Source organism: Variovorax sp. OV084, from assembly GCF_900111625.1.
Classification (GTDB): Bacteria; Pseudomonadota; Gammaproteobacteria; order Burkholderiales; family Burkholderiaceae_C; genus Variovorax.
On record NZ_FOII01000004.1, the window covers coordinates 39,020 to 65,311 of the forward strand.

Consider the following 26,292-nt stretch of genomic DNA (forward strand, 5'->3'; position numbering starts at 1 on the left):
CTCTTCCGAAATTACTTAACATGTTAAATGATTGGCCGTTTCTTTCCAAGGCGCCGGGTATCAGGGTTTGTGCGGACACCTAAACTCGCCGCATGGCCAAGGACAAAACACTTTTCGTCTGCAGCGAATGCGGCGGCACCAGCCCCAAGTGGCTCGGCAAATGCCCGAGCTGCGGCGCCTGGAACACACTCATCGAGCAGGTCGCGGGCGCGGGCAACGGGCCAGCCAACAACCGTTTCGGCACGCAGTTCGCGTCACTCGCGGGCGCGTCGGAGCTCGCGACCCTTTCCGAAATCGAGGCGACCGACATCGCGCGTACCCCCACCGGCATCGACGAGCTCGATCGCGTGCTGGGCGGCGGCATCGTCTCGGGCGGCGTCACGCTGATCGGCGGCGACCCGGGCATCGGCAAATCGACGCTGCTGCTGCAGGCGGTCGATGCGTTGCAGCGCGCGGGGCAGAACGCGCTGTACGTCACGGGTGAGGAAAGCGGCTCGCAGGTGGCGCTGCGCTCCAGGCGGCTTGGCCTCGATCACTCGCAGGTGCAGGTGCTGGCCGAGATCCAGCTCGAGAAAATCATCGCCACGCTCGACGCCACGCGCCCGGCCATCGCGGTGATCGACTCGATCCAGACGGTGTATTCCGATCAACTCACCTCAGCCCCCGGCTCGGTGGCGCAGGTGCGCGAATGCGCGGCGCACCTCACGCGCTTTGCCAAGACCAGCGGCACGGCCGTGGTGCTGGTGGGGCATGTGACTAAAGAGGGCGCGCTTGCCGGCCCGCGTGTTCTCGAGCACATGGTCGACACGGTGCTGTACTTCGAGGGCGACACGCATTCGAGCTTTCGCCTCGTGCGCGCCATCAAGAACCGCTTCGGTGCGGTCAACGAGATCGGCGTGTTCGCCATGACCGAGCGCGGCCTGAAGGGCGTGACCAATCCGAGCGCGATCTTCCTGAGCCAGCACCCCGAGCCGGTGCCCGGCAGCGTGGTGCTTGTCACGCTCGAAGGCACGCGGCCGATGCTGGTGGAAATCCAGGCGCTGGTCGACAACGGCGGGCCCAGCCCGCGTCGCCTGTCGGTGGGCCTGGACCGCGACCGCCTCGCCATGCTGCTGGCCGTGTTGCACCGCCACGCGGGCGTGGCCTGCATGGACCAGGACGTGTTCGTCAATGCGGTGGGCGGCGTGCGCATCAGCGAACCTGCGGCCGACCTGGCCGTGATGCTCGCCATTACGTCGAGCCTGCGCGGCAAGCCACTGCCCAAGGGCTTCATCGCTTTCGGCGAAGTGGGGCTGGCCGGCGAGGTGCGGCCCGCGCCGCGCGGGCAGGAGCGTTTGCGTGAAGCGGCCAAGCTCGGTTTCAGCGTGGCCGTGGTGCCCAAGGCGAATGCGCCGCGCAAGGGTACGAAAGAGATCGAAGGTTTGACGATCCACGCCGTCGAACGCATCGAAGAGGCGATGGACGTGGTCCGCCGCCTCGATTGACCGTCGGGAAAAAAATGCCCGGCGCGCCTGTGACGCGCCGGGCTACCCTCCCTATCCCCCGATGTGTGTCGTGAACGCCGGTCCGCTGCTGGGTACGCATTGGCCGCTGCCCAACGTGGCCGGGTTCATCGTGTACTGGCATCCCGGGTCGCCGCTGCGGCTGCCGGTGGCGTTCGCCATGCCGGTGCCTTGCGAGCCTGCGACCCGGGTTGCCTCTCCCTGAAACTGTTCGCGGCCGTCCATGCTGCTGATCGCCGTGCCGACGAGGGTGAGACGAACGAAGGTGACGGAACGCGGGATGGTCATACGCTTTTCGGTGGCCCGGGCTTGCTGTGCCCGTGAAGCGAAATGTGCCGCGTGGCGCTCGCGTGCCATGCGCTTTTCGGGGTGAGTACCGTCCAGCGCGCCCAGGGGTAGTCAGGGCCGCTACTTCGGCGCCCGCCCCGGGGCGGCGACAATGCGCGCCATGGATTTCAAGAAACTTCTGGTGCCCGTGGGTGCCATCCTTCTCCTGGGGCTGGCCTGGCGCAGCGGCGGTTGGGGCGGTGTTGCCCTGGCCGGCGGCGCGATCGTGATGTTCTTGCTGCTGCACTTCAACCGCGCGATGCAGGTGCTCAAGCGTGCGGCCGAACGGCCGGTGGGCTATGTGGCCAGCGCCGTGATGCTCAATGCCAAGCTCAAGCCGGGCGTGACGCTGATGCACGTGATCGCGATGACGCGCGCCCTCGGCGAGCTGCGCTCGCCCAAGGACGAGCAGCCCGAGCACTACCGCTGGACCGATGGCGGCGGCTCGTATGTCGATACCGTGTTCAACGGCGGCAAGCTGCAGAGCTGGACGATGACGCGGCCCGAAACGGCGCCCGAAGACGACAGCGCGCAGACCCCCGCGGCCTGATCAGCTCGCGCCCGCCTTGCGCCTTGGCTGCCGCCAAGGCGGATTCGCTTTCGCATGGTGGCGCGCCTCCTTCACGAATTCGGTGCACACGTGCGTCATGAGGTCGGCCGAGCGGTAGACCAGGAACACGTCGAAGTCCGGCAGCGCATCGGTGATCGACAGCTTTTCCAGCAGGCCGGGCTGCAGCCGCAGCGGCCCCGCGCCGTGGAAGACGAAATCCGACCACATGCTGATCAGGTCGGTCTGCGTGGCCAGCTGCAGGCCCAGCAGGTTCGAGGCGCTGTGCACCATGCGCCTGGGCATCTCCAGGCCGTGCAGGCGCATCGTGCTCACCAGCGGGCTGCCGGCGTCGTCGACTGGGTCGAGCACCAACCAGTCGGCGTCGAGCAGCGGCTGCAGCTTGCGCACGCGCCGCAGCGGATGGCCGGCACGCACCGATAAATGCATCGCCACTGAGAAAAGCGGCTCCCACTGGAGGGCGCTGGTGCCCGGCCCGTTGCAGGTGGAAACCAGTCCCAGGTCGAGCCGGCCCTCGCGCAGGCCTTCGAAGATCTGCTGCGGCCGCAGCTCGAAGCCGCGCATCGCCACGTTGGGAAAGCGCTGGCGGAACGAAGCCATCGCATCGGGCAGCGGTCCGCTCGATGCCACCGCGGTGAAGCCGATGTTGAGCTGCGCCTCGTCGTGCCCGCGGATCGCTTCGATGTCTTCGAGCGCATGCCGCAGTTCCTGCTCGACAAGGCTCGCGCGCTTGACCAGCGCCACGCCGTAGGGGGTGAGGCTCACGCCGCGCGTGGAACGCGACATCAGCGTCACGCCGAGTTCGCGCTCCAGTTCCGAAATGGTCTTCGACAGCGCGGGCTGCGTGGTGTGCAGGCTGCGCGACGCCTCATGGATGCTGCCGTGCTGTGCCACCGCCAGCAGAACGCGCAACTGTTGCAGCTTCATCGTGGTGCCGATCTCCCGAAATAAGGCGTCCTGAGGGTTGTCCCGATGGCTTCCGGTGCCTGTTTATGACGGGGATGCCGTTTGGTTATCAGCATGAAAATATGTGATTCTTTGCCGCAGCGCTTTGCCTGAATACTCCGCCGCCAGAGGCCGATCCGGCCCCCGCAACCTGTTCGTGGAGTGACATTAGATGAGCGAAGCCGCATTGCCCGCAAGCCCGATCCGGGGCCCTTCACCAGCCACCGCTACTGCCGTGCAAGGCAAGGGAAGGCAGAGCCAGTTCCGCCTGATCGCCGCCTGCTCGCTGGGCAATGCGCTGGAGATGTACGACTTCACCGTCTACAGCTTCTTCGCGCTGCTGATCGGCAAGCTGTTCTTCCCCTCCGACAGCCCGTATGGCTCGCTGCTGCTGGCCGTGGCCACCTTCGGCATCGGCTTCGTGATGCGGCCGCTGGGCGGCGTGATCATCGGCAACTACGCCGACCGCAAGGGCCGCAAGGCCGCGATGACGCTGACCATCGGCCTCATGGTGCTCGGCACGCTGTGCATCGCGTTCGCGCCCAGCTATGCATCGGCCGGCGTGTTCGGCTCGCTGATGATCGTCGCGGGCCGGCTGCTGCAGGGCTTCTCGCTGGGCGGCGAGGTGGGCGCGGCCACGTCGATGCTGATGGAGGCTGGAGGCATCAAAGGCCGGGGCTTCCGCGTGAGCTGGCAGCTCGCGAGCCAGGGCGTGTCTGCGCTGCTGGGCGCGCTCACGGGCGCCGCGCTGTACGCCGCATTGCCGCAGGCGTCGCTCGAAAGCTGGGGCTGGCGCCTGCCGTTCCTGCTCGGCCTGCTGATCGCGCCGGTGGGGCTGTACATCCGCTCGCAACTGGAGGAAACGCACGTTGCCGAAAGCCACGAGTCCAGCCCCATCGGGCGGCTGATGCGTAACCACGGCGGCCTGGTGCTCAAGGGCATCCTCGCCACCACGGCGGGCACGGCGACGATGTACCTCGTGGTGTTCTTCATGCCCACCTACATGATCCGCGTGCTGCACATGCCGCCGTCGCTGTCGCTGCTGTCGGGCTGCGTCACGGGCATCACGCTGTTCGTGGTGTCGCTGGTGGCGGGGCGATTGGCCGACAGGCTGCCGAACCGCAAGCCGCTGGTGATCGGCTCGCTGCTGTTCAGCGTTGTCGCCGTCTACCCGGTGTTCTGGATCATCAGCCACTACCCGAGCGTGCCGCTGGTGCTGGCGCTGTCGGCGCTGCTGACCGCGAGCGTGAACATCGGCACCACGCCGATGTTCCTGATGCTGCTCGAGATGCTGCCGGCCGGCGTGCGCGCCAGCGGCATCTCGGTGATCTACAGCGTGGGCGTGACGGTGTTCGGCGGCTCCTCGCAGTTCATCGTCACCTGGCTGCTCGCGAAGACGGACAACCCGATGTCGCCGGCCTTCTACATGATGGTCTGCGGCGTGCTAAGCCTGTGCGCGCTGCTGAGCCTGCGCGAACGCAAGGCCGATTGATCGAAGAACTTCACCGAGAGCGAACCCTTTCACATGACCCGCGAACTCAGCCCCCAGACCACGAAGCTCCTGTCGCGCCTGCTCCCCCAGGCCGACGTCGACACGAAGGCCTTCGTCGACATCCGCCGCCAGATCCACGCCAACCCGGAGCTCGGCTTCGAGGTGAGCGCGACCAGCGAACTCGTTGCCAACCTGCTGCGCAGCTGGGGCTACGAGGTGCACACCGGCATCGGCAAGACCGGCATCGTAGCGCAGCTCAAGCTCGGCAGCGGCACGCGCCGCCTCGGCATCCGCGCCGACATGGACGCGCTGCCCATCATCGAGGCCACTGGCCTGCCGTATGCGAGCCGAAACCCGGGCCGCATGCATGCCTGCGGGCACGACGGCCACACGGCGATTCTGCTGGCCGCGGCCAAGGCGCTGGCGACGGCGCGTAACTTCGACGGCACGCTGAACCTGATCTTCCAGCCCGATGAAGAAAACCTCTGCGGCGCGCGCGCGATGATCGCGGACGGCCTGTTCGAGCGCTTCCCCTGCGATGCGGTGTACGCGCTGCACAACGCGCCGGGCGTGCCGGTGGGCACCGTGCTGGCGGTCGAAGGCCCGGTCACGCTGTCGTCCGACGTGGCCGACGTCACGATCAAGGGCGTGGGTGGACACGGTGCCATGCCGCACCGCGCGCGCGATCCCGTCGCGGCAGCTGCGGCGGTGGTGACGGCGCTGCAGACCGTGGTGGCGCGCAACGTGGCGCCTGACGACACGGCGGTGGTGTCGGTCGGCTTCATTCGCGGCGGCGCCACGCACAACGTGATTCCGCAGTCGGTGTCGCTGGGCCTGAACGTGCGCGCGGCACTGCCCGAGACGCGCGCGCTGGTCGAGCAGCGCATCCGCGAGATCGTGAGCCTCACCGCGCAGGCGCACGGCGTGGAGGCCGAGATCGACTACCGCCAGCTGGTGCCGCCGGTGGTCAACACCGCGGCCGAGACGCAGCTGATGGCGCAGGTCTGCACCGAGCTGGTGGGCGAGGAGAACGTCATCACGAAAGTGCCCCGGGGCTTCGCGGGCAGCGAGGACTTCGCGTGGATGCTCGATGCGTTGCCGGGCTGCTATCTGCTGCTCGGCAACGGGGAGGGCGAGTTCGGGGGCTGCATGGTGCACAACCCCGGGTATGACTTCAACGACCAGGTGCTGCCGCTTGGAGCCGCATGCTGGGTGCGGCTGGCGCAGACCTACCTGGTCGCCTGAGCCATAGCGGCCTTAGAACGGCGCGTCTTCTTCCTCGGGCGCATCGGCAGGCACGGTCGTCGTCGGTGCGGCTGCCACAGCGGGCTTCTGCGCTTCGTCGGGCAATGCCGCCGAGAACGCCGCCTCGCCACCCAGTGCATCCAGCAGCGCCGGCACCAGCTGGCCCAGTTCGCCCGTGGCAATTGCCACGTCTGCGTCGAAGTTGTCTTCCTTCTTGCCGCCTGCGGCGCCGTCGCCCGTGCCTTCGAGGAAGGTGATCTTGCGGATCAGCATGCCGTGCGTCAGCTCGAAGGACACGCGGTCGTCCCACGTCAGCGCGAGCCGCGTCGGGCGCTTGCCGTCGGTGATGTGCTGCTTCACCTCGTCGATGTCCAGCGGGTGCTTGGCGTAGCGCACCACGGCCTTGGAGTCGTCGGAGGCCTTGAGCTCGCACTCGCGGTCGATGGTGAAGCCGGCCGGCGGCTCCTGCGTCAGCAGCCAGTTGGCCATGGCGGCTGCGGGCTCGATCTGCGTGTTGATGAGGGCCACGGCAAAGCCGTCGAGCGACTTCACGAGGCTGGTGACCACTTCGTCGGCGCGTGCGGCGTTGCCGCTGTTGATCACGAGGCGGTTCTCGGCCTTGTCGATCCACACCGCCACGCGCGCACTGCGCGTGAAGGCCATGGGCAGCAGCTCCAGGGTGATGTCTTCCTTGAGCTCCTTCTTTTCCTTCTTGCCGGGCTTGCGGCCGGTGGTGGCTTCGATCTGCGCGCAGCGCTCGTCGAGCTTGCGGCGCACCACGGAGCCGGGCACGGTCTTGCTCTCGATCATGTATTCGACCAGCCACTGGCCGTCGATGGATTCGACCAACGGGCCGTTGGCTTCGCCGCGGGGCTCGACCCAGCCGGCGGACTTTTCCTGCGAGGGGCCGCAAGGCTCGAAGCGCTGCTTGCCGAGCCCTTCTTCCGCCTCGGCCAGTGTTTGGGACCAGGCAGGTTCGATGCGATAGACGATGACGTTCTTGAATACGGACACGGAAACCCTTTTTCCACTGGTTTGCACAACCGGCCATTGTCGGGCACCCCGTTCCGGCCCCGGCCGTAAAATCGAAAGCTTTTGCGACTTCCCCCGTCGCACCCCACCCCCACACCGCTTCCCAAACAAAGGAATCAGGAAATGAGCTCGATCCCCCCCTCGCTGGACGACCGTGACGGCAAGATCTGGATGGACGGCGAACTCGTGGACTGGCGCGACGCCAAGATCCACGTGCTGAGCCACACGCTGCACTACGGTTGCGGCGCCTTCGAGGGCGTGCGCGCCTACAAGACGGCGGACGGCGGCACGTCGATCTTCCGCCTGGCAGAGCACACCGAGCGCCTGTTCAACAGCGCCAAGATCCTGCGCATGAAGATCCCGTTCACGCCCGAACAGCTCAACGAGGCCCAGAAACAGGTGGTGCGCGAGAACAAGCTCGAAAGCTGCTACCTGCGCCCGCTGATCTGGATCGGCTCCGAAAAGCTCGGCGTGAGCCCCAAGGGCAACAAGATCCACGCCATGGTCGCGGCCTGGTCCTGGGGCGCCTACCTGGGCGAAGAAGGCATGAAGCGCGGCATTCGCGTGAAAACCTCCAGCTACACCCGCCACCACGTCAACATCACGATGACGCAGGCCAAGACGGTGAGCAACTACACCAACTCGATCCTGGCCAACATGGAAGCGCTGGACGACGGCTACGACGAGGCGCTGCTGCTCGACGCGAGCGGCTTCGTGTCGGAAGGCGCGGGCGAGAACATCTTCGTGGTCAAGGGCGGCGTGGTGTACACGCCTGACCTGTCGGCCGGCGCGCTCAACGGCATCACGCGCAACACCATCCTGCACGTGTGCAAGGACCTGGGCCTGGAACTGGTGCAAAAGCGCATCACGCGCGACGAGGTCTACATCGCCGACGAGGCCTTCTTCACCGGCACCGCTGCTGAAGTAACGCCCATCCGCGAACTCGACCGTGTCGAGATCGGCAACCGCGGCGACGGCGGCGCCCGTGGCCCGATCACCGAGAAAATCCAGTCTGCCTTCTTCGACATCGTGAACGGCAAGAACCCCAAGTACGCCCACTGGCTCACGAAAGTCTGAGAGAACCCATGTCCACCAATGCAGTCGTCGAACTCCTGGCCAAGGAGCTCAACCATCAGGGCGGCGTGTTCTGCCCCAGCCCCAAGGCCGACATGAAGCTCTGGAACAGCCACCCGAAGGTGTACCTCGACGTGGCGCGCACCGGCGAGGCCAAGTGCCCGTATTGCGGCACGGTGTACCGGCTGAAGGCCGGCGAGACGGTGTCGGCGCGGCACTGAGCCGAGCCGACGCAACCGCCCTTCAGGCAGCAGCCTGAGGGGCGGTTTCTTTCTTGCGCCAACGCGACGGCAGCAGGTCGCGCCACGGATCCGGGTCTTGCTTCTCCTGCGCCAGCCGCAGGTAGACCATCGCGATGAACAGCAGCGCCAGGCCGATCTGCGCGTCACGCATGGCCGAATTCACGCTCGACGCGATCAGCGCGATCAACGTAGCTGCCAGCGCATAACGGCCCGCCATGTCGGGCCGTTTCCACGCCTGCCAGACGGCGGCGACCATGATGACCAGCAGGCTCAGCAAGGCCGGCAGCCCGCCCTGCGCGCCGACCCACAGGAAGTCGTTGTGCGGCATGTTCGAGTCGGCGAACAGCGCCGGGCCGCGCTTGTGCCACTGCTCGGTCCAGCCGCCGATGCCCCAGCCGGTGAGCGGCCGGTCGGCGATCATGAGGCCCGTGTCCTTGTACATGTAGTAGCGGATCACCCAGCTGCCCTTGAAGATGGCGCCGGCCTGCGCCTCTTCGATTTCCTGCACGCCGGTCTCGACCTTGTGCTGGAGCTGCGGCAACTGGTACAGCCCGGCCCCCAGCACCACGGCCCCCAGCACCAGCGCGCTCACCAGCATCTTCAGGTGGTTGCGCCACTGGTGGATGCACACCACCGGAATCACCAGCAGCAACGCGAGCACCGAGGTACGCGAAGTCAGCGGCAGCGCCACCACCACGCCCAGTCCGAGCAGCAGCACGAAGGCCGGAATGGCACGCAGCGGCTTGTGCGCGGCGATCTGTGCAATGCCCCACACGGCGGCGGTGGACGCCACCACGCTGAACAGCAGGGCGTTGCTGATCGACTTGTTGCCCACCTCCATGACCACCGCGCGCAGCGGCGACCAGACCGGAAAGCCGACGGCGTAATAGGCCACGATCAGCAGGATATTCAGCGCCGCGACCAGCAGGAAGCCGCGCAGCGCCCATATCGCTTCTTCGCGCGTGAGCGCCATCGCCATCAATATCGTGAGGCCGATGCGCACCCCGTGGAACAGGTTGGAGCCGGTTTCGGGGTAGTGCCGCCCGAAGGCCAGCACGAGGAAGGTCCAGGCCAGGTAGGCCACCACCGGCCACCACAGAGGGTTGGCGCGCAGCCGCGCGTAGCGCTCGCGCAAGCCGCCGGCCACCAGCATGGTGAGCAGCAGCAAGATGGCCGAAAGGTAGGTGACGCCGACCGGCATGAACACCACCAGCCCCCAGAACATGGCCGCGGGCCGAACGATGTGCGATCTCTGCATAGGGGCGGGATTTTAGGTTGGCATCTGGGAGCCAACCTGACCACGGCCCCGTGCGGGCGAGGGTGGGGCGGTCAGTGCCCGCGCGCTACGGCCGGCAACCGGATCACGAAGCTGGCGCCGCCGCCCGGGCGGTCTTCGCAGTGCACCGTGCCGCCGTGCCGTTCGGCGATCGACTTCACCAGCGCCAGCCCCAGGCCCACGCCGCCGTTGCGCTCGCTGGCGCCCGGCAGGCGGTAGAAGGGCTCGAAGATGCGTTCGCGCAGGGCCGTGGGCACGCCAGGGCCGCGGTCGTTGACGCGCACGGTGGCATAGCCGTTGGCGCTGCCCAGCTCCACCGCGATTTCGCCGGCGCCGTATCGGCGGGCGTTTTCCAGCAGGTTGCGGATCGCACGGCGCAGCAGGCGCGACACGCCCGGCACGGTGAGCGTGGCGTTGTCGGTGCCTTCGGCCAGGTCGAGCTCGGCGTTCACCTGCGAGCACTCTTCGGCCGCCAGGCCGGTCAGGTCCACGGCCTCGATGGTGCCCATGTCTGCCTCGCTGGCGTCGAGCCGGCTGGCCAGCAGGATTTCGTCGATGAGCTGGTCGAGCTCGCCGATGTTGCGCGAAATTTCCTCGCGAGCGGCCGGGCTCGGGCGCTCGCCCATCAGCTCCAGGCCCATGCGGATGCGTGTGAGCGGTGAACGCAGCTCGTGCGAGGCGTTGGCCAGCAGCGATTTGTGCGAGCGCACCAGTTGCTCGATGCGTTCTGCCGACGCGTTGAATCGTTTTGAGAGATCAGCCACTTCGTCCTGCCCTTCTTCGGTCACCCGCACCGAGAGATCGCCCTCGCCCCATCGCTGCACGCCGCGCTGCAGCGATTCCAGCCGCTGCGTGATGCGCCGCACGATCGGGTACACGCCCAATGCCACCGCCACGCCCACCAGCGCGATCATCCAGCCCAGCCCGAAGGGCGTGCGCCACGGCGCGAAGCCGCCGGAGCCGGTGGGCCGCTCGCGCGGCGCCACGCGCAGCGTGATGGCCTTGCCGTCGCTGAGCGTCACGTCGAACTCCAGGCCCTGGCCCGGTACGCGCAGGGCGGTGCCCGCGCCGATCGGCTTGTCCTGTGCGTCCAGCACGACCACGTTGCGCGGCACCGGTGCCAGGCGCTCGCGCTCGGCCTCCGCTGCTTCGCGCACGATCCAGTTGGCCATCAGCGTGAGGATGACGACGCCGCCCACCACCGCGAGCCAGATGCGGACGTAGAGGTGGCGTGAGTAGAGGCTGCGCAGCATCGGCAGCCGCTCAGTCTTGCTGTTTCGCGAACACGTACCCCACGCCGCGCACCGTGAGGATGCGCTTGGGGTTCTTCGCGTCGACTTCTATGGCCGCGCGGATGCGGCCCATGTGCACGTCGATGGAACGGTCGAAGGCTTCGAGTTCGCGGCCGCGCACGGCCTCCATGATCTGGTCGCGCGTGAGCACGCGGCCCGCGCGCTCGGCCATCGCCACCAGCAGGTCGAACTGGTAGGAGGTCAGGTCGGCCAGCGCGCCGGCCACCGACACGGTGCGTGCATTGCGGTCGATTTCCAGCGTGCCGAAGCGCATCACCGTGGAGGCTTCGGCTTCGGTGGCGTTCTCGCTGCGGCGGCGCAGCACGGCGCGGATGCGCGCCAGCAGCTCGCGCGGCTCGAAGGGCTTGGGCAGGTAGTCGTCGGCGCCGATTTCGAGGCCGATGATGCGGTCCATCGGGTCGCCCTTGGCCGTCAGCATCAGCACCGACACCTTCGACAGCGGGCCGGGCAGCGCGCGGATGCGGCGGCAGACTTCGAGCCCGTCTGTGTCGGGCAGCATCAGGTCGAGGATCACCAGGTCGGGCGCGTGCTGCTGCAGCTGCTCGAGCCCGGCGGCGCCGTCGCCGGCATGGTTGAACGCGAAGCCCGACTGCGTCAGGTATTCGCCCACCATCTGCGCCAGGCGGGCGTCGTCTTCGATCATCAGGAGTTGGGGGGTGCTCATGCGCTTCATGGTCGTCCACAGGGAGCAAGCAGGCTTGAACGCTCCGTAAAGTTGGGTAAACCTCGAATATCCCTGTCAACCGGCGATGCTGCGAAAAGCATAGCGCCGGGGGCAGGGGGCACGGTACTCAGCCCCAGCTGTGCGGCCTCAGCTGCAGCCGCAGCGACAGCGTGGGAGACAGCGGCAGGTCGATGGGGGCCGAACCGTTGCCATTGTCGATGTGCGCCAGCGATTCGAACAGCGGCAACGCCTGCGCCATGGGGTTGATTTCGGCGAGTGACTTCGCGGCCTCCGAGCGCGGCGGAGTGGCGTTGTCGTTGGGCTCGCTGCCGGCCAGCGACCAGTCGAGCGCCGCCACGGTCCGTTCGGTCGGTTCGCTGGCGATCACCAGCGCCAGCGCCAGCAGGCCGCGGCTGTCGGTGACGGAGGTCAGCGCACCCACCGTGGGCGCGTCGTAGCCCACCAGCAGCACCGGCTCCTGGTCGCAGGCGCATTGCACCGCAGCTTCGAGCAGGCCCGAGGCAAAGCTGTGCTCGTAGGCAGACACGGCGTTGCTGGCCGCCATGCAGCCGGTGCCGATGGTCCAGTAGCCCACGGCCGCGTTGTGCACCGAGTTGTGGAACTTGGTGGGCGACAGCATCTTCGGGTCGCTCGCGAGCGTGCTGCACATGTAGTCGTTGATCGACAGGTCGCCGTGCGCCGAGGTGAACACGCAGGGCACGTCGGCAGCGTTGCGGCCCGAGCCGGCCAGGGCGGCGGCCGCCACTTCGAGCGCCAGCGCCACGGTATCGGGCGCGCGGCGGCGCTCGGCCGGGGCCAGCACCTGTGGCGACGGGCGCTTGGCGGGCGGGTCGGCCAGCGTGCCTTCGCCGCGGAAAGCGGCGCGCGCGGCCTCCCAGCCGGGCAGCGTGGGCGTCCAGAAGGCGGGGCCTTCGATGTAGAGGGTCGGGGGCGTGGGGGCTTGGTTCATGTCGCTCATGCCGCCTTGCCGAACACCAGCGAACAGTTGTTGCCGCCGAAGCCGAATGAATTGGTCAGCGCATAGCGCACCTCGCCGCGCGCCGGTTCGAGCCTGATCTGCGGGCCGAAGCCTTCGTCCAGCGTGTGGGTGTTGACGGTGCCCGGCATCACGCCGCGCTCGATGGCCAGCAGGCTGATGACGGCCTCGACGATGCCCGCCGCGCCCAGCGTGTGGCCCATGAAGCCTTTGGTCGAGCTGGCGTGCGTGCGCGCCGGGAAGCGGCGCGCCACCAGCGCGCCCTCGACCTCGTCGTTCTTCTGGCTCGCGGTGCCGTGCATGTTGATGTAGTCGATGGCCTCGGGGGCGAGGCCGGCGCGCGCCAGAGCCTCGTCGAGCGCGCGTTCGGCGCCCAGGCCCTCGGGGTGCGGCGTCGACATGTGGTGCGCGTCGCTGGCCTCGCCGTAGCCCAGCAGGTGCAGCGGCGCGGCATCGGCGCCGGTCTGCACGCGCTCGACCAGCGCGAAGCCCGCGGCCTCGCCGAGGCTGATGCCCTTGCGGGTGGCGTCGAAGGGCCGGCACGGCTCGCTCGACACCAGTTCGAGTGAGTTGAAGCCGAACAGCACGCTGCCGCACAGCGTGTCGGCCCCGCCGACCACGGCCGCGTCGGCCAGGCCCAGGCGGATCAGCCGCTCGGCCGAGGCGAACACCTTGGCGCTCGACGAGCAGGCGGTGGAAATGGTTTCGCTTGGGCCGCTGATACCCAGCACCTGCTGCGTGAACATGGCCAGCGAATGCGGCGTGTGCACTGCGGCGCGGCGCTGGTTGGGTGGGAACATGCCCTGTTCGTCGAGCTGGGTGTAGGCCAGCTCGGTCTCGCCGATGCTGGCGGTCGAGGTGCCCAGGATCAGCGCGATGCGTGAGGCCCCGTACTTCTCGCGCGCGGCGGCCACGGCCTCGATGAAGCCGTCGGCATGCAGGCCCAGCCAGGCGAGCCGGTTGTTGCGGCAGTCCCAATGGGCGAGCGATTCGGGCAGGCGGATCTCCTCGAGCCCGTCGACGCGGCCGATCCAGGTGGGCAGAGGGGCGTCGCCGAAGTCATTGGCGCGCAGTCCGCTGCGTGAGTGGGCGAGCGCGTCGGCCAGCACGTCCTTGCCGACACCGACGGCGGAGGTCGCCGTGTAGGCGCTGATTTGGAGAGGAGGAATTCGGGACGGCACGATCTTGTAGGGGCTTGCTGGCAGGCTCGCGGACGATGGGCGCGCAGGAAGAGGGCGCGAGGGGGAAAGGAGAATGAAAGAAACGAATGTATACCGGCACAGCCTACCAGTTGCGCGGCGCGCGCAGCGTCGGCTGTTTCCTATAGGGCCCAGGCCCTATTGACGGTCGGCGGGCCTTGTGATGGCCGTCATCCGCGAGGCCAGCGCCACCAGCACCAGCACCGGCACGCCCAAGAGCGCGGTGGCGACGAAGAAGGTGCTGTAGCCGTAGGCGTCGACGAAGACGCCCGAATAACCGGCGATGAACTTCGGCAGCAGCAGCATCAGCGAGCTGAACAGGGCGTACTGCGTGGCCGAATAACTGATGTTCGTGAGGCTCGACAGATAGGCGATGAAGGCCGCCGAGGCGATGCCGCCGGCCAGGTTGTCGGCCGAGACCACGGCGATCAGCGCCGTCAGGTCGTGCCCGCGCGAGGCCAGCCAGGCAAACAGCAGGTTGCTGGCCGCGCTGAGCACCGCGCCGAGCATCAGCACCCGCATCACGCCCAAACGCATCGACAGCACGCCGCCGACGAAGGCACCCACTAGCGTCATGATCACGCCGTAGATCTTGCTGACCGAGGCCACCTCGTCCTTGGTGAAGCCCATGTCCACGTAGAAGGGGTTGGCCATGATGCCCATCACCACGTCGCTGATGCGGTAGATGGCGATCAGCGAAAGGATCAGCACCGCCTGCCATTTGTAGCGGCGGATGAAGTCGGCGAAGGGCTCTACCAGCACGCTCTGCAGCCATTCGGCGGCATTCTTCGCCTTGGGCAGCACGCGCGGCACCGGTTCGGGCGACAGCAGCACCGTGATCACGCCAACCGCCATCGAGGCCGCCATCACCAGGTAAGCCGTCTTCCACGCCCCGTTCTGGTAGGCCGCCGCGCCCGTGACCGCGGCCGCCGGTGCCACCTCGGCCCAGGCCGCGACCCACAGCACGCCCGCGCCGGCCCAGATCATCGCGAGCCGGTAGCCGGTCTGGTAGGCGGCCGCCAGCGCGGCCTGCTTGCGCGTTTCGGCCGATTCGATGCGGAAGGCGTCGAGGGCGATGTCCTGCGTGGCCGAGCCGAAGGCCACCAGCAGCGCGCACCAGATCAGCGGCGTGAGGCCCAGCCGGGGGTCGTTCAACGCCATGCCGATCAGCCCGGCGATCACCACGCACTGCGCCAGCAGCAGCCAGCCGCGTCGGCGTCCCAGCAGCGTGGTCAGCGGCGGCAGGGGTAGCCGGTCGACCAGCGGCGCCCAGACCCACTTGAAGCCGTAGGCCAGGCCGACCCAGCTCAGGTAGCCGATGGTGGTGCGGTCGATGCCCGCTTCGCGCAGTCGGAAACTCAGCGTGCCGAGCACCAGCAGCAGTGGGAGCCCGGCGGAGAAACCCAGCGCCAGCATGCGCAGGGTGGCGGGTTCCAGGTAGACCTTCAGCGCGTCGCGCCAGGGCGGTGAGGGGGTGGTGGGGGTTTCTGCGGGCGAGGCGGACATGAACCCCGGATTGTCCATGAGTGGCGGGGGACATCGGCCAGGGCCTTTGTCTTCATTTGTTCCTATGATCCGCCTCCTATGTGCACACGCTGCGATCGCCCTGTTTCCGCCATTTCTGCCGCTTCCACGTGGAATCCCCGGCGGGCCTTTCTTCTGGCCGCCGCCGGCGCGGTCCTGAGCGCACCGGCGCTGGCGCAGGTCGATGTCGGCAACGCCTCGGTGGCGCGCAACCTCGTGCCCGCCGACAGGATCGAGGCTGCCGGCGTGCAGCAATACGGCCAGTTGCTCGAACAGGCGCGCGCCAAGAATGCGCTCGCAGGCGACAGCAACCCGCAACTGCAGCGCCTGCGCGCCATCGCCAAGCGCCTCATTCCCTTCGCCACGTCGTGGAACTCGCGCGCCCGCGACTGGAAGTGGGAGGTCAACCTGATCGGCAGCAAGCAGATCAACGCCTTCTGCATGCCCGGCGGCAAGATCGCCTTCTTCACCGGCATCCTCGAACAGCTCAAGCTCACCGACGACGAGGTCGCGATGGTCATGGGCCACGAAATGGCCCACGCGCTGCGCGAGCATGCGCGCGCCCGCATGGCCAAGAGCGCGGGCACGGGCGCGGCGCTCTCCATCGGTGCGCAACTGCTCGGCTGGGGGCAGGTGGGCGACCTGGCGGCACGCGCCGGCACGCAACTCCTCACGCTCAAGTTCAGCCGCAGCGACGAGACCGAGGCCGATCTCGTGGGGCTCGAACTCGCGGCTCGCGCGGGCTATGACCCGAAGGCTTCGGTGTCGCTGTGGAAGAAGATGGCTGCGGCGTCGAAGAACCAGGGCAGCCTGAACTTTCTCTCGACGCACCGGAGTGGGCCGGATCGCATCACGAAGCTCGAAGCGAACCTGCCGAAGGTCGAGCAGCTCTACCGCGACGCGAAGAAGAGCTGACCTGCATGACGCTCTTCCCCCTTGGGGAGAGGGCGGCGGTCTCTAGATAAGAGCCGCGCCTCATCGTCTGCACCTGTCCTCTCCCCGAGGGGAGAGGGAGCCAATCCCGACACGTTTCAGATCCGCGCCACACCGCGTTTCCGCTGGCACGCCGCTTGCATCTCAACTTGTACACATGTTTGGATGCCTAATGATGGTGCATGAAGAAAACGGAGAAAGCGGATCGCCCGCCGCCGCCTGGATCGCGAAATTCGCGCCCCCCGTGGCGGACGCAGCGGCTGGCAAGGCCCTGGGCTTTGCCCTGCCGCTCGCCGGGCTGAGCTTCGCGGTCAAGGACAACATCGACGTCGCCGGCGCGCCCACTACGGCCGCCTGCCCGGCCTTCGACCGCCTCCCCACGGTCCACGCAGCCGTGGTGCAGCGCCTGCTCGAAGCCGGTGCATCCCTGGCTGGCAAGACCAACCTCGACCAGTTCGCCTGCGGCCTGAACGGCACGCGCTCGCCATACGGCGAGGTACCCAACGCCTTCGACGCGCGCTATGTCTCGGGCGGCTCCAGTTCGGGTTCGGCCTACGTGGTGGCGGCCGGCGAGGTCGACTTCGCGCTGGGCACCGACACCGCCGGCTCGGGCCGCGTGCCTGCCGGGCTCAACAACATCGTCGGACTCAAGCCTTCGCGCGGCCTGCTGAGCACCTTCGGCGTGGTGCCCGCCGCGCAGAGCGCCGACTGCGTCTCGATCTTCGCGCGCACCGTCGCCACCGCGGTCGACGTGCTGCTCGCCGCAGTCGGCCACGACGCGCGCGACCCGTACTCGCGCGACCTGACCCTGAGCCGCAAGCCGCTGCCCGCGCACTTTCGCTTCGGCGTACCCGACAAGCTGAGCTTCTTCGGCGACACCACCGCCGAACGGGCGTTCAACGACGCGACCGCGCGCCTGCTGGCCATGGGTGGCTCGCCAGTCACCATTTCCTACGCCCCGCTCGCCGAGGCCGCCGCGCTGCTCTATGAAAGCGCGCTGGTCGCCGAACGCTACGCCGCGGTGCGCGAGTTCTTCGATGCGCACGGCGACGACGTGATCGAGCCCGTGCGCGGCATCCTTGCGAGTGGCCGCAACTACAGCGCCGCCGACGTGTTCGAGGCCCAGACGCGGTTGCGCGCCATTGCGCAGCAGGTCGAGCCGATGTGGCGCGACATCGACGTGCTGCTCGTGCCCACTGCGCCCACGCACTACACCCGCGAGCAGATGCGCGCCGACCCGGTGGTGCTCAACCGCAACCTCGGCGCGTACACCAACTTCGTCAACCTGCTCGACTACGCCGCGCTCTCCGTGCCCAGCAGCCTGCGCGCGGACGGCCTGCCCTTCGGCATCACGCTGATCGGCCCCTGCGGCAGCGACCTCGCGCTGGCCGACCTGGGCCAGCGCTACCACCACGCCACCGGGCTCGCGCAAGGCGCGACCGGCGTGCCGCTGCCCGAGCCGCGTGCCATTCCTGGCCTCGCCGCGCCGGACGCCGGCACGCTGCCCATCGCCGTGGTCGGCGCGCATCTCTCGGGCATGCCGCTCAACAGCCAGCTCACCGAGCGTGGGGCGACGCTGCTGCGCGCCACCACCACCTCGCCCTTCTACCGCCTCTACGCGCTGCCGGGCACCGTGCCGCCCAAGCCCGGCCTGCAGCGTGTGGTCGAAGGTAATGAAGGTGCCGCCATCGCGCTCGAAGTGTGGGCCGTGCCCCTGGCACAGGTCGGCAGCTTTCTCGCCCTCATCCCACCGCCCCTGGGCCTCGGCAGCGTCGAACTGGCCGACGGCAGCTGGGTGAAAGGCTTCATCTGCGAGGGCCACGCGCTGGCCGGCGCGCAGGACGTGACCCTCCATGGCGGTTGGCGCGCATACGTCGCGAGCCGCGCCACCCCGAGTTCCAACTGACCAGGAGTTCCGATGAGCACCCAAGACAAACCTCCCGCATCGCGTCGCCGACAGCTGCTGCAGGCCGGCGCCGCGGGCCTGGCCGTGCTGGCCGCGCCCGCCATCGTGCGTGCGCAGGGCGCCGCCAAGCTGCGCATCGGTTTCTGGCCCGTGGCCGCCGGCCTGCCGTTCTTCGCGGCGGTCGACAAGGGCTACTTCAAGGAAGCCGGCCTCGACGTCGAACCGCTCAAGTTCGCCGGCGCGCAGCAGGTGATGGAAGGCATGCTCGCCGGCCGCTGCGACGGCAGCGCCAACGGCACAGGTTCGGCCAACCTCGCCATCGGCGAGATCGCGCAGCCGGGCCTCTTCAAGATCTTCTGCACCAACCCGAGCAACGCCAAATACGTGCTCGACGAATTCATCGTCGCCAAGGACAGCCCCATCAAGACCATGGCCGAACTGGCCGGCAAGAAGGTTGCCTCGGGCCCCGGCATCCAGAACGTCACGCTGTGCAAGACCATGCTGGAGCGCGCGGGCGCCAAGGGCGCGACCGTGAGCGAACTGCCCATCGGCCAGCACGTGGCCGCACTGGTCGCGGGCCAGGTCGACGCCTGCTACACGCTGGAGCCCACCGGCACCGTCGGCCGCATGAACGGCACCACGCGCGTCATCGAGGCCGGCGTGGTCGCCAAGTACATCCTCGGCGACCCGATGGCGCCCTGGCACGGCGGGGCGGCCAGCCTCACCACCGAGTTCATCAAGAAGAACCCCGAGGTTGCGAAGAAGTACATCGCCGCCTACGCGCGCGGCGTGGAGCTGGTGCGCACCAAGCCCGACGAGGCGCGCCAGTTCATGAAGGGCTACACAGCCATCGAAGGCAAGCTCACGGCGGAAGTGCCGCTCGCGTCGTACATGCTCTACAACGAGTTCAAGCCCAGCGACGTCGCGTACTTCCAGAAGTTCTACGACCTGTTCACCGACAAAGGCATCTTCGAGAAGAAGGTCGTGGTGGATACGCTCCTCTACAAGGCCTGACGACCATGGCCGACGCAAGCTCGACCACGGCCGCGCCGTGGACCCCGCCGGCCAGCACGGCCACTGCCGCGCCCAAGCCGCCGCTGCGCGACCGCATGCTGCCCTTCATAGGCCCGGTGGTGCTGTTCATCGTGTGGGACCTGGTGGTGCGGCTCGGCTTCATCAAGCCGATATTGCTGCCCACGCCCGCCGACACCATCGCCGCGCTCATCACCGGCCTGGCCGGCGGCCCGCTGCTCACCGACTTCGCCATGACCGTGTGGCGCACTGTGCAGGCCTTCGTCATCGCGGCGGCCATCGGCGTGCCGCTGGGCGTGCTGCTCGGCAGCAACGAGAAGGCGTACCGCAGCGTGGAGTTCCTGATCGACTTCTTCCGCTCCACGCCGTCGTCCGCGCTCATTCCGCTGTTCCTGCTGATCTTCGGCGTGAGCGACGTCAACAAGGTGGCCATCGCGGCCTTCGGCGCGCTGCTCATCGTGGTGTTCAACAGCGCCTACGGCGTCATCAACGCACGCAAGCAACGCGTGATGGCGGCGCGCGTCATGGGCGCCTCGCGCTGGCAGGTCTTCAAGGACGTGCTGATCTGGGAAAGCCTGCAGCCAAGCTTCGTCGGCCTGCGTTCGGCGGTGTCGATGGCGCTGGTGATCGTCATCGTGGCCGAGATGTTCATCGGCTCCGACACGGGGCTCGGCCACCGCATCATCGATGCGCAGCAGGTGCTCAACGTGAAGAGCATGTACGCGGCGATTCTTGCGGCGGGTGCGCTGGGCTATGCGCTGAACATCCTCTTCCTCATTGCCGAACGCCGCATCGTGCACTGGAGCGGAAGATGAAAGTCACGCAAGACATCGTCGTCAACGGCCCGGTATACGCCGACGTGCCCAGGCCGGCCTTCAAGCCCGGCCCGGCAGGCACGCACATCACCATCCGCGGCCTCACCAAGTATTTCGCGGGCTGGCCGCTGTACGAGAACTTCGACCTCGACATTCCCAAGCACGCCATCGTCTCGGTGTTCGGGCCGAACGGCTGCGGCAAGTCCACGCTCATCAACATGATCGCGGGGCTCATTCCCATCGATTCGGGCGAGATCCTGTTCGACGGCAAGCAGCGCAAGGACACCAAGATCGGCTACGTGTTCCAGAACTACCGCGAGGCGATGTTCCCGTGGATGCGCACCATCGACAACATCGCCTATCCGCTGAAGCTCGAAGGGCGCAGCAAGGCCGAGGTCGACCGGCGCATGGAAGAACTGGTGGCGTCCTTCGACGTGAAGTTCGACCTGAAGCGCTTTCCGTACGAACTCTCGGGCGGCCAGCAGCAGACCGCGTCGATCATGCGTGCGCTCGCGCCCAACCCCGAGGTGCTGTTTCTCGACGAGCCCTTCTCGGCGCTGGACTTCGAGATGACGCTTTTCATCCGCGAGAAGCTGCAGGAGGTGTTCATGCAGACCGGCACCACCATGCTGCTGGTGTCGCACGACCTCGAAGAGGCGGTGTACCTCGCCGACGAAGTGCTGCTGCTGACCAAGCGGCCCACCAAGGTTGCAGAGATCCTGCGCTATGGCGACGCACGCCCGCGCACCGTCGAGACGCTGAGCACCGAGAGCTTCGTCGCCATGAAGAAGCTCAGCCTCGACATTTTCCAGCGGGAGGTTCGCCGGTGACTCCCGAGATCAACATCCCCGATGTGATCGCTGAAGTGAGCGCAGTGTTCGCGCGCTACGAGGCGGCACTGGTCGGCAACGACCGCGCGGTGCTCGACGAGCTCTTCTGGAACAGCCCGCACACGCTGCGCTACGGCTTCTCCGAGAACCACTACGGCCACGCCGACATCAGCGCATTCCGCGCATCGCTGCCCCAGCAGAGCCCGCCGCGCGAACTGCTGCGCACCGTCATCACCACCTACGGCCGCGACTTCGCGACCGCCAACGTCGAGTTCCGCCGCGAAGGCAGCCGCCAGACCGGCCGCCAGAGCCAGACCTGGTTGCGCACGGCCGATGGCTGGCGCGTAGTCGCCGCCCACGTGAGCCTGCTCGGCTGACCCGCGGGCACATTCTTTGCACCCACCTCAAATCCAAGACCGGAGTACGTCATGACCAGCCAATTCAATCGCCGCGATTCCCTCAAGACCCTGGCCGCACTTGGCGCGGCAGGCAGCCTCGGAAGCTGGAGCGCCCTTGCCAGCGCACAGGCCAAGCCCAAGCCGCTCACCGTGGGCGTGATCTACGTCGGCGCACGCGACGACTACGGCTACAACCAGGCGCACGCCATGGCCGCCGCCGAGATCAAGAAGCTGCCCGGCATCAAGGTGGTCGAGGAAGAGAACGTACCCGAGACCGCCGCCGTGCAGAAGACCATGGCCGGCATGATTTCGCAGGACGGCGCCAAGCTGCTGTTTCCCACTTCGTTCGGCTACTTCGACCCGCACATCCTCGCGGTCGCGCCCAAGAACCCCGACGTGCGCTTCTCGCACTGCGGCGGCCTCTGGACCGAAGGCAAGCACCCGAAGAACGTCGGCAGCTTCTTCGGCTACATCGACGAGTGCCAGTTCCTGAACGGCGTGATTGCCGCGCACATGACGAAGAGCAACAAGATCGCCTTCGTCGCCGCCAAGCCCATTCCGCAGGTGCTGCGCAACATCAACGCCTTCACGCTCGGCGCGCGCTCGGTCAAGCCGAACATCACCTGCAGCGTGATCTTCACGGGCGACTGGTCAATGGCGGTGAAAGAAGCCGAAGCCACCAACAGCCTGGCCGACCAGGGCTGCGATGTGTTTACCATGCACGTCGACGGCCCCAAGGTGGTGGTCGAGACGGCAGCCAAGCGCGGCAAGATGGTCTGCGGCTACCACGCGAGCCAGGCCAAGCTGGCACCCAATGCGTACCTCACCGGCGCCGAGTGGAACTGGCTCACTGCCTACAAGACCGCCATCGAAGCCGCGCAAACCGGCAAGCCGCATCCCAACTTCCTGCGCGGCGGTTTGAAGGAGGGCTACGTGAAGATGTCGGCCTACGGTCCCATGGTGCCGGACGCCGCGAAGAAGCAGGCCGACGACATCAAGGCGAAGATGATCGCGGGCACTTTCGACATCTTCAAGGACGGCATCAAGGACAACAAGGGTGCGGTCGTGGTGCCGGCCGGCAAGGTGCTCAAGCAGACCGACCTGGAGCTCGAGAAGATGAACTACCTCGTCGAAGGCGTCGTCGGCCAGGTCTGAGCCGCGCGGCAACAAGCATCGCCATGCGCCACGCGCTCAAGGAATTCGCACTGCCGGTGTTCGCCATCGCGGCGGCACTGCTGGTGTTCGGCCTGCTGGTGGCCTTCGCGGGCGTCGATCCGGTGGAGGTCTGGGCCACGCTGTTCAAGGGCGCGTTCGGCGACTGGTTCTCGTGGCAGAACACGCTGCAGCGCGCTGCGCCGCTGATGCTCACCGCGCTGTGCGTGGCGCTGCCCGCGCGCGCGGGGCTCATCATCATCGGTGGCGAGGGTGCGCTGGTGTTGGGTGGGCTGGCCTGTGCGGCACTGGCGCATGCGGTGCCGCTGCCCGGCAATGTCATCGGCACGGTGATCGTGTGCATCGCAGGCGCCATCGCCGGTGCGGTGTGGATCGTTCTCGCGGGCTGGCTGCGGCAGTTTCGCGGCATCAACGAAACCATCAGCAGCCTGCTGCTGGCCTACATCGCCATCGGCATCTTCAAGCACCTGGTCGAAGGGCCGCTGCGCGACCCGGCGAGCCTGAACAAGCCGTCGACCTATGCATTGAACGACGGGATGCTGATAGGCGGCATCGGTGGTTCCGACGTGCACTGGGGCCTGGTGATCGGCGTCGTGGCCTGCCTGGGGCTCGGCTGGTGGCTGCGCGCCACGGCTTCGGGCTTCTCGGTGCGCGTGGTCGGTGGCAATCCGCGCACCGCGCAACTCGTGGGGCTGCCGGCCACGCGGCTCATTCTTTCGGCCTGCGGACTCGGCGGCGCGTGCGCGGGGCTGGCGGGTGCGGTCGAGGTTGCAGCAGTGCACACCAATGCCAACGCCTCGTTGATCGCGGGGTATGGCTACGCGGGCATCCTCGTGTCCTTCATCGCGCGGCACAACCCGGTGGCCATCGTGCCGGTGGCGATCCTGTTCGGCGGCTTCGGCGCGGCGGGCAGCTTGCTGCAGCGGCGACTCGGCCTGCCCGATGCGTCGGTGCTGGTGCTGCAGGGTATCGCCTTCGTGCTGATCCTCGCGAGCGAGGGCCTGCGCACGGTCAACTGGAAGAAGTTCGGCGACCGCATGCTGCCCGAGGCAAGGAGCTACACATGACGGCCGACCAATGGATCGCGCTGGTTGCCGGCATCGTCGGCGGCGCGCTGCGCGTCGGTGCTCCATTCCTTTTCGTGAGCCTGGGCGAATGCCTCACCGAGAAATCGGGGCGCATCAACCTCGGGCTCGAAGGCGTGCTGGTGCTGTCGGCCATGGCGGCCTTCGGCGGTGCCTACCTCACCGACTCCGCATGGCTCGGCGTGCTGATCGGCGCGGTGGCCGGTGCGGCGCTCGCGCTGCTGCACGGCCTGCTGTGCTCGCTCGACCGCGTGAACGACGTGGCGACCGGCATCGCTCTGATGCTGCTCGGCACGGGGCTCGCGTTCTATCTGGGCAAGCCGCTCATCCAGCCGCAGGCGCCGCAGATTCCCGCGATCCCGCTGGGCTTCTGGAGCGACAACACTGTCGTGCGCTCGGCGCTGCAGCTCAATGCGCTGGTGCCCATTGGCGTCGCGCTCGCAGTGCTGCTGTGGTGGGGCTTCGCGCGCACGCGTGCCGGGCTGCTGGTGCGCATGGCCGGTGACTCGGCGCAGGCCACGCGCGCGCTCGGCTACTCGGTCTCGGGCCTGCGCATCGCGGCGACCACGGCGGGCGGCTTCATCGCCGGGCTCGGCGGTGCGTCGCTCACGCTGTTCTACCCGGGCAGCTGGAACGAAGGCATCTCCAGCGGCCAGGGCCTGATTGCGGTGGCGCTCGTGATCTTCGCGCGCTGGAGCCCGCTGCGCTGCGTGGGTGCGGCGCTGCTCTTCGGCGGCGCGGGCGCCATTGGCCCGGCTCTGCAATCCATCGGCATCGGCTGGGGCTACCACCTCTTCAACACCGTGCCGTATGTGCTCACGCTGGTGATTCTGGTGTTCACCTGCAAGCCGGGTAGCGCGGCCGTCGGCAGCCCCGGCGAACTCTCGTCGACAAGGAGTTGAACGTCATGAGCGGTCTCGGAGGCCTCAACAAATCGGCGCACGGCGTCGTCGTCGGTCTGGTGCAATTGCAGCTGCCGAGCGTGAAGACGCCGGCCGACCTCGCCGCGCAGGCGCAGCGCATCTGCGAGATGGTGGGCAAGGCCCGCCGCAACCAGTCGACCATGGACCTCGTGGTGTTCCCGGAGTACGCGCTGCACGGACTCTCGATGGACACCAACCCCGAGATCATGTGCACGCTCGATGGCCCTGAAGTCGCGGCCTTCAAGAATGCCTGCTTCGAACATCGCATCTGGGGCTGCTTCTCCATCATGGAAGCGAACCCCGGCGGCAATCCCTACAACAGCGGCCTGATCATCGACGACCACGGCGAGATCAGGCTCTACTACCGCAAGCTGCACCCGTGGGTGCCGGTCGAGCCGTGGGAGCCCGGCAACCTGGGCATTCCGGTGTGCGACGGACCCAACGGCAGCAAGCTGTCGCTGATCATCTGCCACGACGGCATGTTTCCCGAGATGGCGCGCGAGGCCGCATACAAGGGCGCGGACATCATCCTGCGCACGGCCGGCTACACCGCGCCCATCCGCCATGCGTGGAAGATCACCAACCAGGCCAACGCTTTCTGCAACCTCGCCTACACCGCGAGCGTGTGCCTGTGCGGCAGCGATGGCAGCTTCGACTCGATGGGCGAGGGCATGTTCTGCAACTTCGACGGCACGGTGCTGGTCGAGGGCGGTGGCCGCGTGGACGAGATCATCACAGCCGAGCTGCGCCCCGACCTCGTGCGCGAGGCCCGCACCGGCTGGGGCGTGGAGAACAACATCTACCAGCTCTATCACCGAGGGTATGTCGCGGTGAAGGGCGGCGCACAGGACTGCCCCTACACCTACATGCACGACATGGCCGCCGGCACCTACAGGCTGCCATGGAGCGTCGAGGTGAAGGTGACCGACGGCACGAGTTGCGGCTTTGCGCCGCCGCAACGCAACTACGCAGGATGACGACCATGACCACCACCATCGCCAACACCACCGAACGCCACGTGGCCGCCGAGCCCTATGCCTGGCCCTACAACGGCGCGCTGCGGCCCGACAACACCGCGCTCATCGTCATCGACATGCAGACCGACTTCTGCGGCAAGGGCGGGTACGTCGACGTGATGGGCTATGACCTGTCGCTGGTGCAGGCGCCGATCAAGCCGATCGCGCGCGCGCTGGCGGTGCTGCGGCCGCTGGGCTATCACATCATCCACACGCGCGAAGGGCATCGGCCCGACCTCGGAGATCTGCCGGCCAACAAGCGATGGCGGTCGCGGCAGATCGGTGCGAATGGCGTGGGCATCGGCGACGACGGGCCGTGCGGGCGCATCCTGGTGCGCGGCGAGCCGGGATGGGAAATCATTCCGGAACTGGCGCCGTTGCCGGGCGAGATCGTGATCGACAAGCCGGGCAAGGGGTCGTTCTACGCGACGGATCTTGAACTGATCCTGCGTACGCGCGGCATCGAGAACATCATCCTTGCGGGCATCACGACCGATGTTTGCGTGCACACCACGATGCGCGACGCGAACGACCGGGGGTTCGAGTGCCTGTTGTTGTCGGACTGCACGGCTGCGACGGACTACGGCAATCATCTTGCTGCGCTGAAGATGATCACCATGCAGGGCGGCGTGTTCGGGGCGCATGCCACCTCGCAGGCCTTGCTGGCGGTTGTATGAGGCTGCTTTGTTCGGGGTGCGATCACGCCGACGGGGTACCTTGCTCCGCGAATGTCCCCCGGCCTGCGGCCTCCTCCTTTATTTCGCTGCGCAAGGCACCCCAT

26 protein-coding genes are annotated in these 26,292 nt (G+C 67.5%); 17 read left to right on the forward strand and 9 right to left on the reverse strand.

The window, feature by feature from the left end; translation table 11 throughout:
• Window positions 1-92: 92 nt before the first annotated feature.
• Window positions 93-1,484, forward strand: a complete 1,392-nt coding sequence (gene radA, locus BMW87_RS12985; RefSeq protein ID WP_093076715.1) for a DNA repair protein RadA — start codon at window positions 93-95, stop codon at window positions 1,482-1,484.
• Between the two features lie 51 nt (window positions 1,485-1,535).
• Here the strand turns inward: radA and BMW87_RS12990 are convergent, their stop codons facing one another.
• Window positions 1,536-1,859 (reverse strand): hypothetical protein, encoded by a 324-nt coding sequence (locus BMW87_RS12990; protein ID WP_256216748.1) that lies wholly within the window; start codon window positions 1,857-1,859, stop codon window positions 1,536-1,538.
• Between the two features lie 82 nt (window positions 1,860-1,941).
• Between BMW87_RS12990 and BMW87_RS12995 the strand changes: the two genes are divergently transcribed.
• A complete protein-coding gene (locus tag BMW87_RS12995; protein ID WP_093076716.1) occupies window positions 1,942-2,379 on the forward strand; it encodes a glycerate kinase in 438 nt (145 codons plus the stop codon).
• Here the strand turns inward: BMW87_RS12995 and BMW87_RS13000 are convergent, their stop codons facing one another.
• The gene (locus BMW87_RS13000; RefSeq protein ID WP_093076718.1) at window positions 2,380-3,324 is read right to left on the reverse strand and encodes a LysR family transcriptional regulator; all 945 of its coding nucleotides are present in this window, start codon (window positions 3,322-3,324) and stop codon (window positions 2,380-2,382) included.
• A gap of 190 nt (window positions 3,325-3,514) precedes the next feature.
• Between BMW87_RS13000 and BMW87_RS13005 the strand changes: the two genes are divergently transcribed.
• Complete coding sequence (locus BMW87_RS13005) at window positions 3,515-4,834, forward strand: MFS transporter (protein ID WP_093076719.1); 1,320 nt, start codon at window positions 3,515-3,517, stop codon at window positions 4,832-4,834.
• Between the two features lie 33 nt (window positions 4,835-4,867).
• Window positions 4,868-6,079, forward strand: a complete 1,212-nt coding sequence (locus BMW87_RS13010) for a M20 aminoacylase family protein (RefSeq protein ID WP_093076721.1) — start codon at window positions 4,868-4,870, stop codon at window positions 6,077-6,079.
• 12 nt (window positions 6,080-6,091) lie between these two features.
• Here BMW87_RS13010 and BMW87_RS13015 read toward each other — a convergent pair whose 3' ends face one another.
• Window positions 6,092-7,093: a recombination-associated protein RdgC gene (locus BMW87_RS13015; RefSeq protein ID WP_093053361.1), complete on the reverse strand. Its 1,002-nt coding sequence runs from the start codon at window positions 7,091-7,093 to the stop codon at window positions 6,092-6,094.
• A gap of 141 nt (window positions 7,094-7,234) precedes the next feature.
• Between BMW87_RS13015 and BMW87_RS13020 the strand changes: the two genes are divergently transcribed.
• Complete coding sequence (locus tag BMW87_RS13020; protein WP_093053364.1) at window positions 7,235-8,188, forward strand: branched-chain amino acid transaminase; 954 nt, start codon at window positions 7,235-7,237, stop codon at window positions 8,186-8,188.
• A gap of 8 nt (window positions 8,189-8,196) precedes the next feature.
• Window positions 8,197-8,406 carry a zinc-finger domain-containing protein gene (locus tag BMW87_RS13025; RefSeq protein ID WP_081270012.1) on the forward strand — a complete coding sequence of 70 codons (210 nt, stop codon included), beginning with the start codon at window positions 8,197-8,199 and terminating at the stop codon, window positions 8,404-8,406.
• A 22-nt stretch (window positions 8,407-8,428) separates the two neighbouring features.
• Here the strand turns inward: BMW87_RS13025 and BMW87_RS13030 are convergent, their stop codons facing one another.
• From BMW87_RS13030 to BMW87_RS13055, 6 genes are all read right to left on the reverse strand, one after another.
• Window positions 8,429-9,685 carry an O-antigen ligase family protein gene (locus tag BMW87_RS13030; RefSeq protein ID WP_093076723.1) on the reverse strand — a complete coding sequence of 419 codons (1,257 nt, stop codon included), beginning with the start codon at window positions 9,683-9,685 and terminating at the stop codon, window positions 8,429-8,431.
• 71 nt (window positions 9,686-9,756) lie between these two features.
• Window positions 9,757-10,956, reverse strand: a complete 1,200-nt coding sequence (locus tag BMW87_RS13035; RefSeq protein ID WP_093076724.1) for an ATP-binding protein — start codon at window positions 10,954-10,956, stop codon at window positions 9,757-9,759.
• A 10-nt stretch (window positions 10,957-10,966) separates the two neighbouring features.
• Window positions 10,967-11,689 (reverse strand): response regulator transcription factor, encoded by a 723-nt coding sequence (locus tag BMW87_RS13040; RefSeq protein ID WP_093053372.1) that lies wholly within the window; start codon window positions 11,687-11,689, stop codon window positions 10,967-10,969.
• Between the two features lie 118 nt (window positions 11,690-11,807).
• Window positions 11,808-12,650 carry a beta-ketoacyl synthase chain length factor gene (locus tag BMW87_RS13045; protein WP_256216750.1) on the reverse strand — a complete coding sequence of 281 codons (843 nt, stop codon included), beginning with the start codon at window positions 12,648-12,650 and terminating at the stop codon, window positions 11,808-11,810.
• 5 nt (window positions 12,651-12,655) lie between these two features.
• Window positions 12,656-13,858: a beta-ketoacyl-[acyl-carrier-protein] synthase family protein gene (locus BMW87_RS13050; RefSeq protein ID WP_093076727.1), complete on the reverse strand. Its 1,203-nt coding sequence runs from the start codon at window positions 13,856-13,858 to the stop codon at window positions 12,656-12,658.
• A 156-nt stretch (window positions 13,859-14,014) separates the two neighbouring features.
• On the reverse strand, window positions 14,015-15,400 hold the full coding sequence (locus BMW87_RS13055; RefSeq protein WP_093076729.1) for an AmpG family muropeptide MFS transporter: 1,386 nt from the start codon (window positions 15,398-15,400) through the stop codon (window positions 14,015-14,017).
• A 60-nt stretch (window positions 15,401-15,460) separates the two neighbouring features.
• Here BMW87_RS13055 and BMW87_RS13060 point away from each other — a divergent pair, with 60 nt between their 5' ends.
• From BMW87_RS13060 to BMW87_RS13110, 11 genes are all read left to right on the forward strand, one after another.
• Window positions 15,461-16,315, forward strand: coding sequence for a M48 family metallopeptidase (locus BMW87_RS13060; RefSeq protein WP_093076730.1), 855 nt, complete (start codon window positions 15,461-15,463; stop codon window positions 16,313-16,315).
• 190 nt (window positions 16,316-16,505) lie between these two features.
• Window positions 16,506-18,239 (forward strand): allophanate hydrolase, encoded by a 1,734-nt coding sequence (gene atzF, locus BMW87_RS13065; protein ID WP_093076732.1) that lies wholly within the window; start codon window positions 16,506-16,508, stop codon window positions 18,237-18,239.
• Window positions 18,240-18,251: 12 nt separating this feature from the next.
• Complete coding sequence (locus tag BMW87_RS13070; protein WP_093076733.1) at window positions 18,252-19,253, forward strand: ABC transporter substrate-binding protein; 1,002 nt, start codon at window positions 18,252-18,254, stop codon at window positions 19,251-19,253.
• A 5-nt stretch (window positions 19,254-19,258) separates the two neighbouring features.
• A complete protein-coding gene (locus BMW87_RS13075; RefSeq protein WP_093076735.1) occupies window positions 19,259-20,086 on the forward strand; it encodes an ABC transporter permease in 828 nt (275 codons plus the stop codon).
• A complete protein-coding gene (locus BMW87_RS13080; RefSeq protein ID WP_093053396.1) occupies window positions 20,083-20,916 on the forward strand; it encodes an ABC transporter ATP-binding protein in 834 nt (277 codons plus the stop codon). The genes BMW87_RS13075 and BMW87_RS13080 overlap by 4 nt, the downstream gene beginning before the upstream one ends.
• The gene (gene hpxZ, locus BMW87_RS13085; protein ID WP_093076736.1) at window positions 20,913-21,293 is read left to right on the forward strand and encodes an oxalurate catabolism protein HpxZ; all 381 of its coding nucleotides are present in this window, start codon (window positions 20,913-20,915) and stop codon (window positions 21,291-21,293) included. The genes BMW87_RS13080 and hpxZ overlap by 4 nt, the downstream gene beginning before the upstream one ends.
• Window positions 21,294-21,344: 51 nt before the next feature.
• Window positions 21,345-22,469: a BMP family ABC transporter substrate-binding protein gene (locus BMW87_RS13090; protein ID WP_093076738.1), complete on the forward strand. Its 1,125-nt coding sequence runs from the start codon at window positions 21,345-21,347 to the stop codon at window positions 22,467-22,469.
• 23 nt (window positions 22,470-22,492) lie between these two features.
• Entirely contained in the window at window positions 22,493-23,554 is a 1,062-nt protein-coding gene (locus BMW87_RS13095) for an ABC transporter permease (RefSeq protein ID WP_093076739.1), read from the forward strand.
• Entirely contained in the window at window positions 23,551-24,474 is a 924-nt protein-coding gene (locus BMW87_RS13100) for an ABC transporter permease (protein WP_093053407.1), read from the forward strand. The genes BMW87_RS13095 and BMW87_RS13100 overlap by 4 nt, the downstream gene beginning before the upstream one ends.
• 5 nt (window positions 24,475-24,479) lie before the next feature.
• Window positions 24,480-25,472, forward strand: a complete 993-nt coding sequence (locus tag BMW87_RS13105) for a formamidase (protein ID WP_093076741.1) — start codon at window positions 24,480-24,482, stop codon at window positions 25,470-25,472.
• Between the two features lie 5 nt (window positions 25,473-25,477).
• Window positions 25,478-26,188, forward strand: a complete 711-nt coding sequence (locus tag BMW87_RS13110; RefSeq protein ID WP_093077157.1) for a biuret amidohydrolase — start codon at window positions 25,478-25,480, stop codon at window positions 26,186-26,188.
• Window positions 26,189-26,292 lie beyond the last annotated feature (104 nt).

What these genes read in the sequence shown, in the direction of transcription:
- BMW87_RS13095 (WP_093076739.1), top strand. Translation starts at nt 22,493, where the DNA reads ATGCGCCACGCGCTCAAGGAATTCGCACTGCCGGTGTTCGCCATCGCG.
- BMW87_RS13030 (WP_093076723.1), bottom strand. Translation starts at nt 9,685, where the DNA reads ATGCAGAGATCGCACATCGTTCGGCCCGCGGCCATGTTCTGGGGGCTG.
- BMW87_RS13020 (WP_093053364.1), top strand. Translation starts at nt 7,235, where the DNA reads ATGAGCTCGATCCCCCCCTCGCTGGACGACCGTGACGGCAAGATCTGG.
- BMW87_RS13110 (WP_093077157.1), top strand. Translation starts at nt 25,478, where the DNA reads ATGACCACCACCATCGCCAACACCACCGAACGCCACGTGGCCGCCGAG.
- atzF (WP_093076732.1), top strand. Translation starts at nt 16,506, where the DNA reads ATGATGGTGCATGAAGAAAACGGAGAAAGCGGATCGCCCGCCGCCGCC.
- BMW87_RS13025 (WP_081270012.1), top strand. Translation starts at nt 8,197, where the DNA reads ATGTCCACCAATGCAGTCGTCGAACTCCTGGCCAAGGAGCTCAACCAT.
- BMW87_RS13100 (WP_093053407.1), top strand. Translation starts at nt 23,551, where the DNA reads ATGACGGCCGACCAATGGATCGCGCTGGTTGCCGGCATCGTCGGCGGC.
- BMW87_RS13070 (WP_093076733.1), top strand. Translation starts at nt 18,252, where the DNA reads ATGAGCACCCAAGACAAACCTCCCGCATCGCGTCGCCGACAGCTGCTG.
- BMW87_RS13045 (WP_256216750.1), bottom strand. Translation starts at nt 12,650, where the DNA reads ATGAACCAAGCCCCCACGCCCCCGACCCTCTACATCGAAGGCCCCGCC.
- BMW87_RS13075 (WP_093076735.1), top strand. Translation starts at nt 19,259, where the DNA reads ATGGCCGACGCAAGCTCGACCACGGCCGCGCCGTGGACCCCGCCGGCC.
- BMW87_RS13105 (WP_093076741.1), top strand. Translation starts at nt 24,480, where the DNA reads ATGAGCGGTCTCGGAGGCCTCAACAAATCGGCGCACGGCGTCGTCGTC.
- BMW87_RS12995 (WP_093076716.1), top strand. Translation starts at nt 1,942, where the DNA reads ATGCGCGCCATGGATTTCAAGAAACTTCTGGTGCCCGTGGGTGCCATC.
- BMW87_RS13060 (WP_093076730.1), top strand. Translation starts at nt 15,461, where the DNA reads ATGTGCACACGCTGCGATCGCCCTGTTTCCGCCATTTCTGCCGCTTCC.
- BMW87_RS13005 (WP_093076719.1), top strand. Translation starts at nt 3,515, where the DNA reads ATGAGCGAAGCCGCATTGCCCGCAAGCCCGATCCGGGGCCCTTCACCA.
- BMW87_RS13090 (WP_093076738.1), top strand. Translation starts at nt 21,345, where the DNA reads ATGACCAGCCAATTCAATCGCCGCGATTCCCTCAAGACCCTGGCCGCA.
- BMW87_RS13080 (WP_093053396.1), top strand. Translation starts at nt 20,083, where the DNA reads ATGAAAGTCACGCAAGACATCGTCGTCAACGGCCCGGTATACGCCGAC.
- BMW87_RS12990 (WP_256216748.1), bottom strand. Translation starts at nt 1,859, where the DNA reads ATGGCACGCGAGCGCCACGCGGCACATTTCGCTTCACGGGCACAGCAA.
- BMW87_RS13035 (WP_093076724.1), bottom strand. Translation starts at nt 10,956, where the DNA reads ATGCTGCGCAGCCTCTACTCACGCCACCTCTACGTCCGCATCTGGCTC.
- BMW87_RS13055 (WP_093076729.1), bottom strand. Translation starts at nt 15,400, where the DNA reads ATGGACAATCCGGGGTTCATGTCCGCCTCGCCCGCAGAAACCCCCACC.
- BMW87_RS13000 (WP_093076718.1), bottom strand. Translation starts at nt 3,324, where the DNA reads ATGAAGCTGCAACAGTTGCGCGTTCTGCTGGCGGTGGCACAGCACGGC.
- BMW87_RS13040 (WP_093053372.1), bottom strand. Translation starts at nt 11,689, where the DNA reads ATGAAGCGCATGAGCACCCCCCAACTCCTGATGATCGAAGACGACGCC.
- radA (WP_093076715.1), top strand. Translation starts at nt 93, where the DNA reads ATGGCCAAGGACAAAACACTTTTCGTCTGCAGCGAATGCGGCGGCACC.
- BMW87_RS13010 (WP_093076721.1), top strand. Translation starts at nt 4,868, where the DNA reads ATGACCCGCGAACTCAGCCCCCAGACCACGAAGCTCCTGTCGCGCCTG.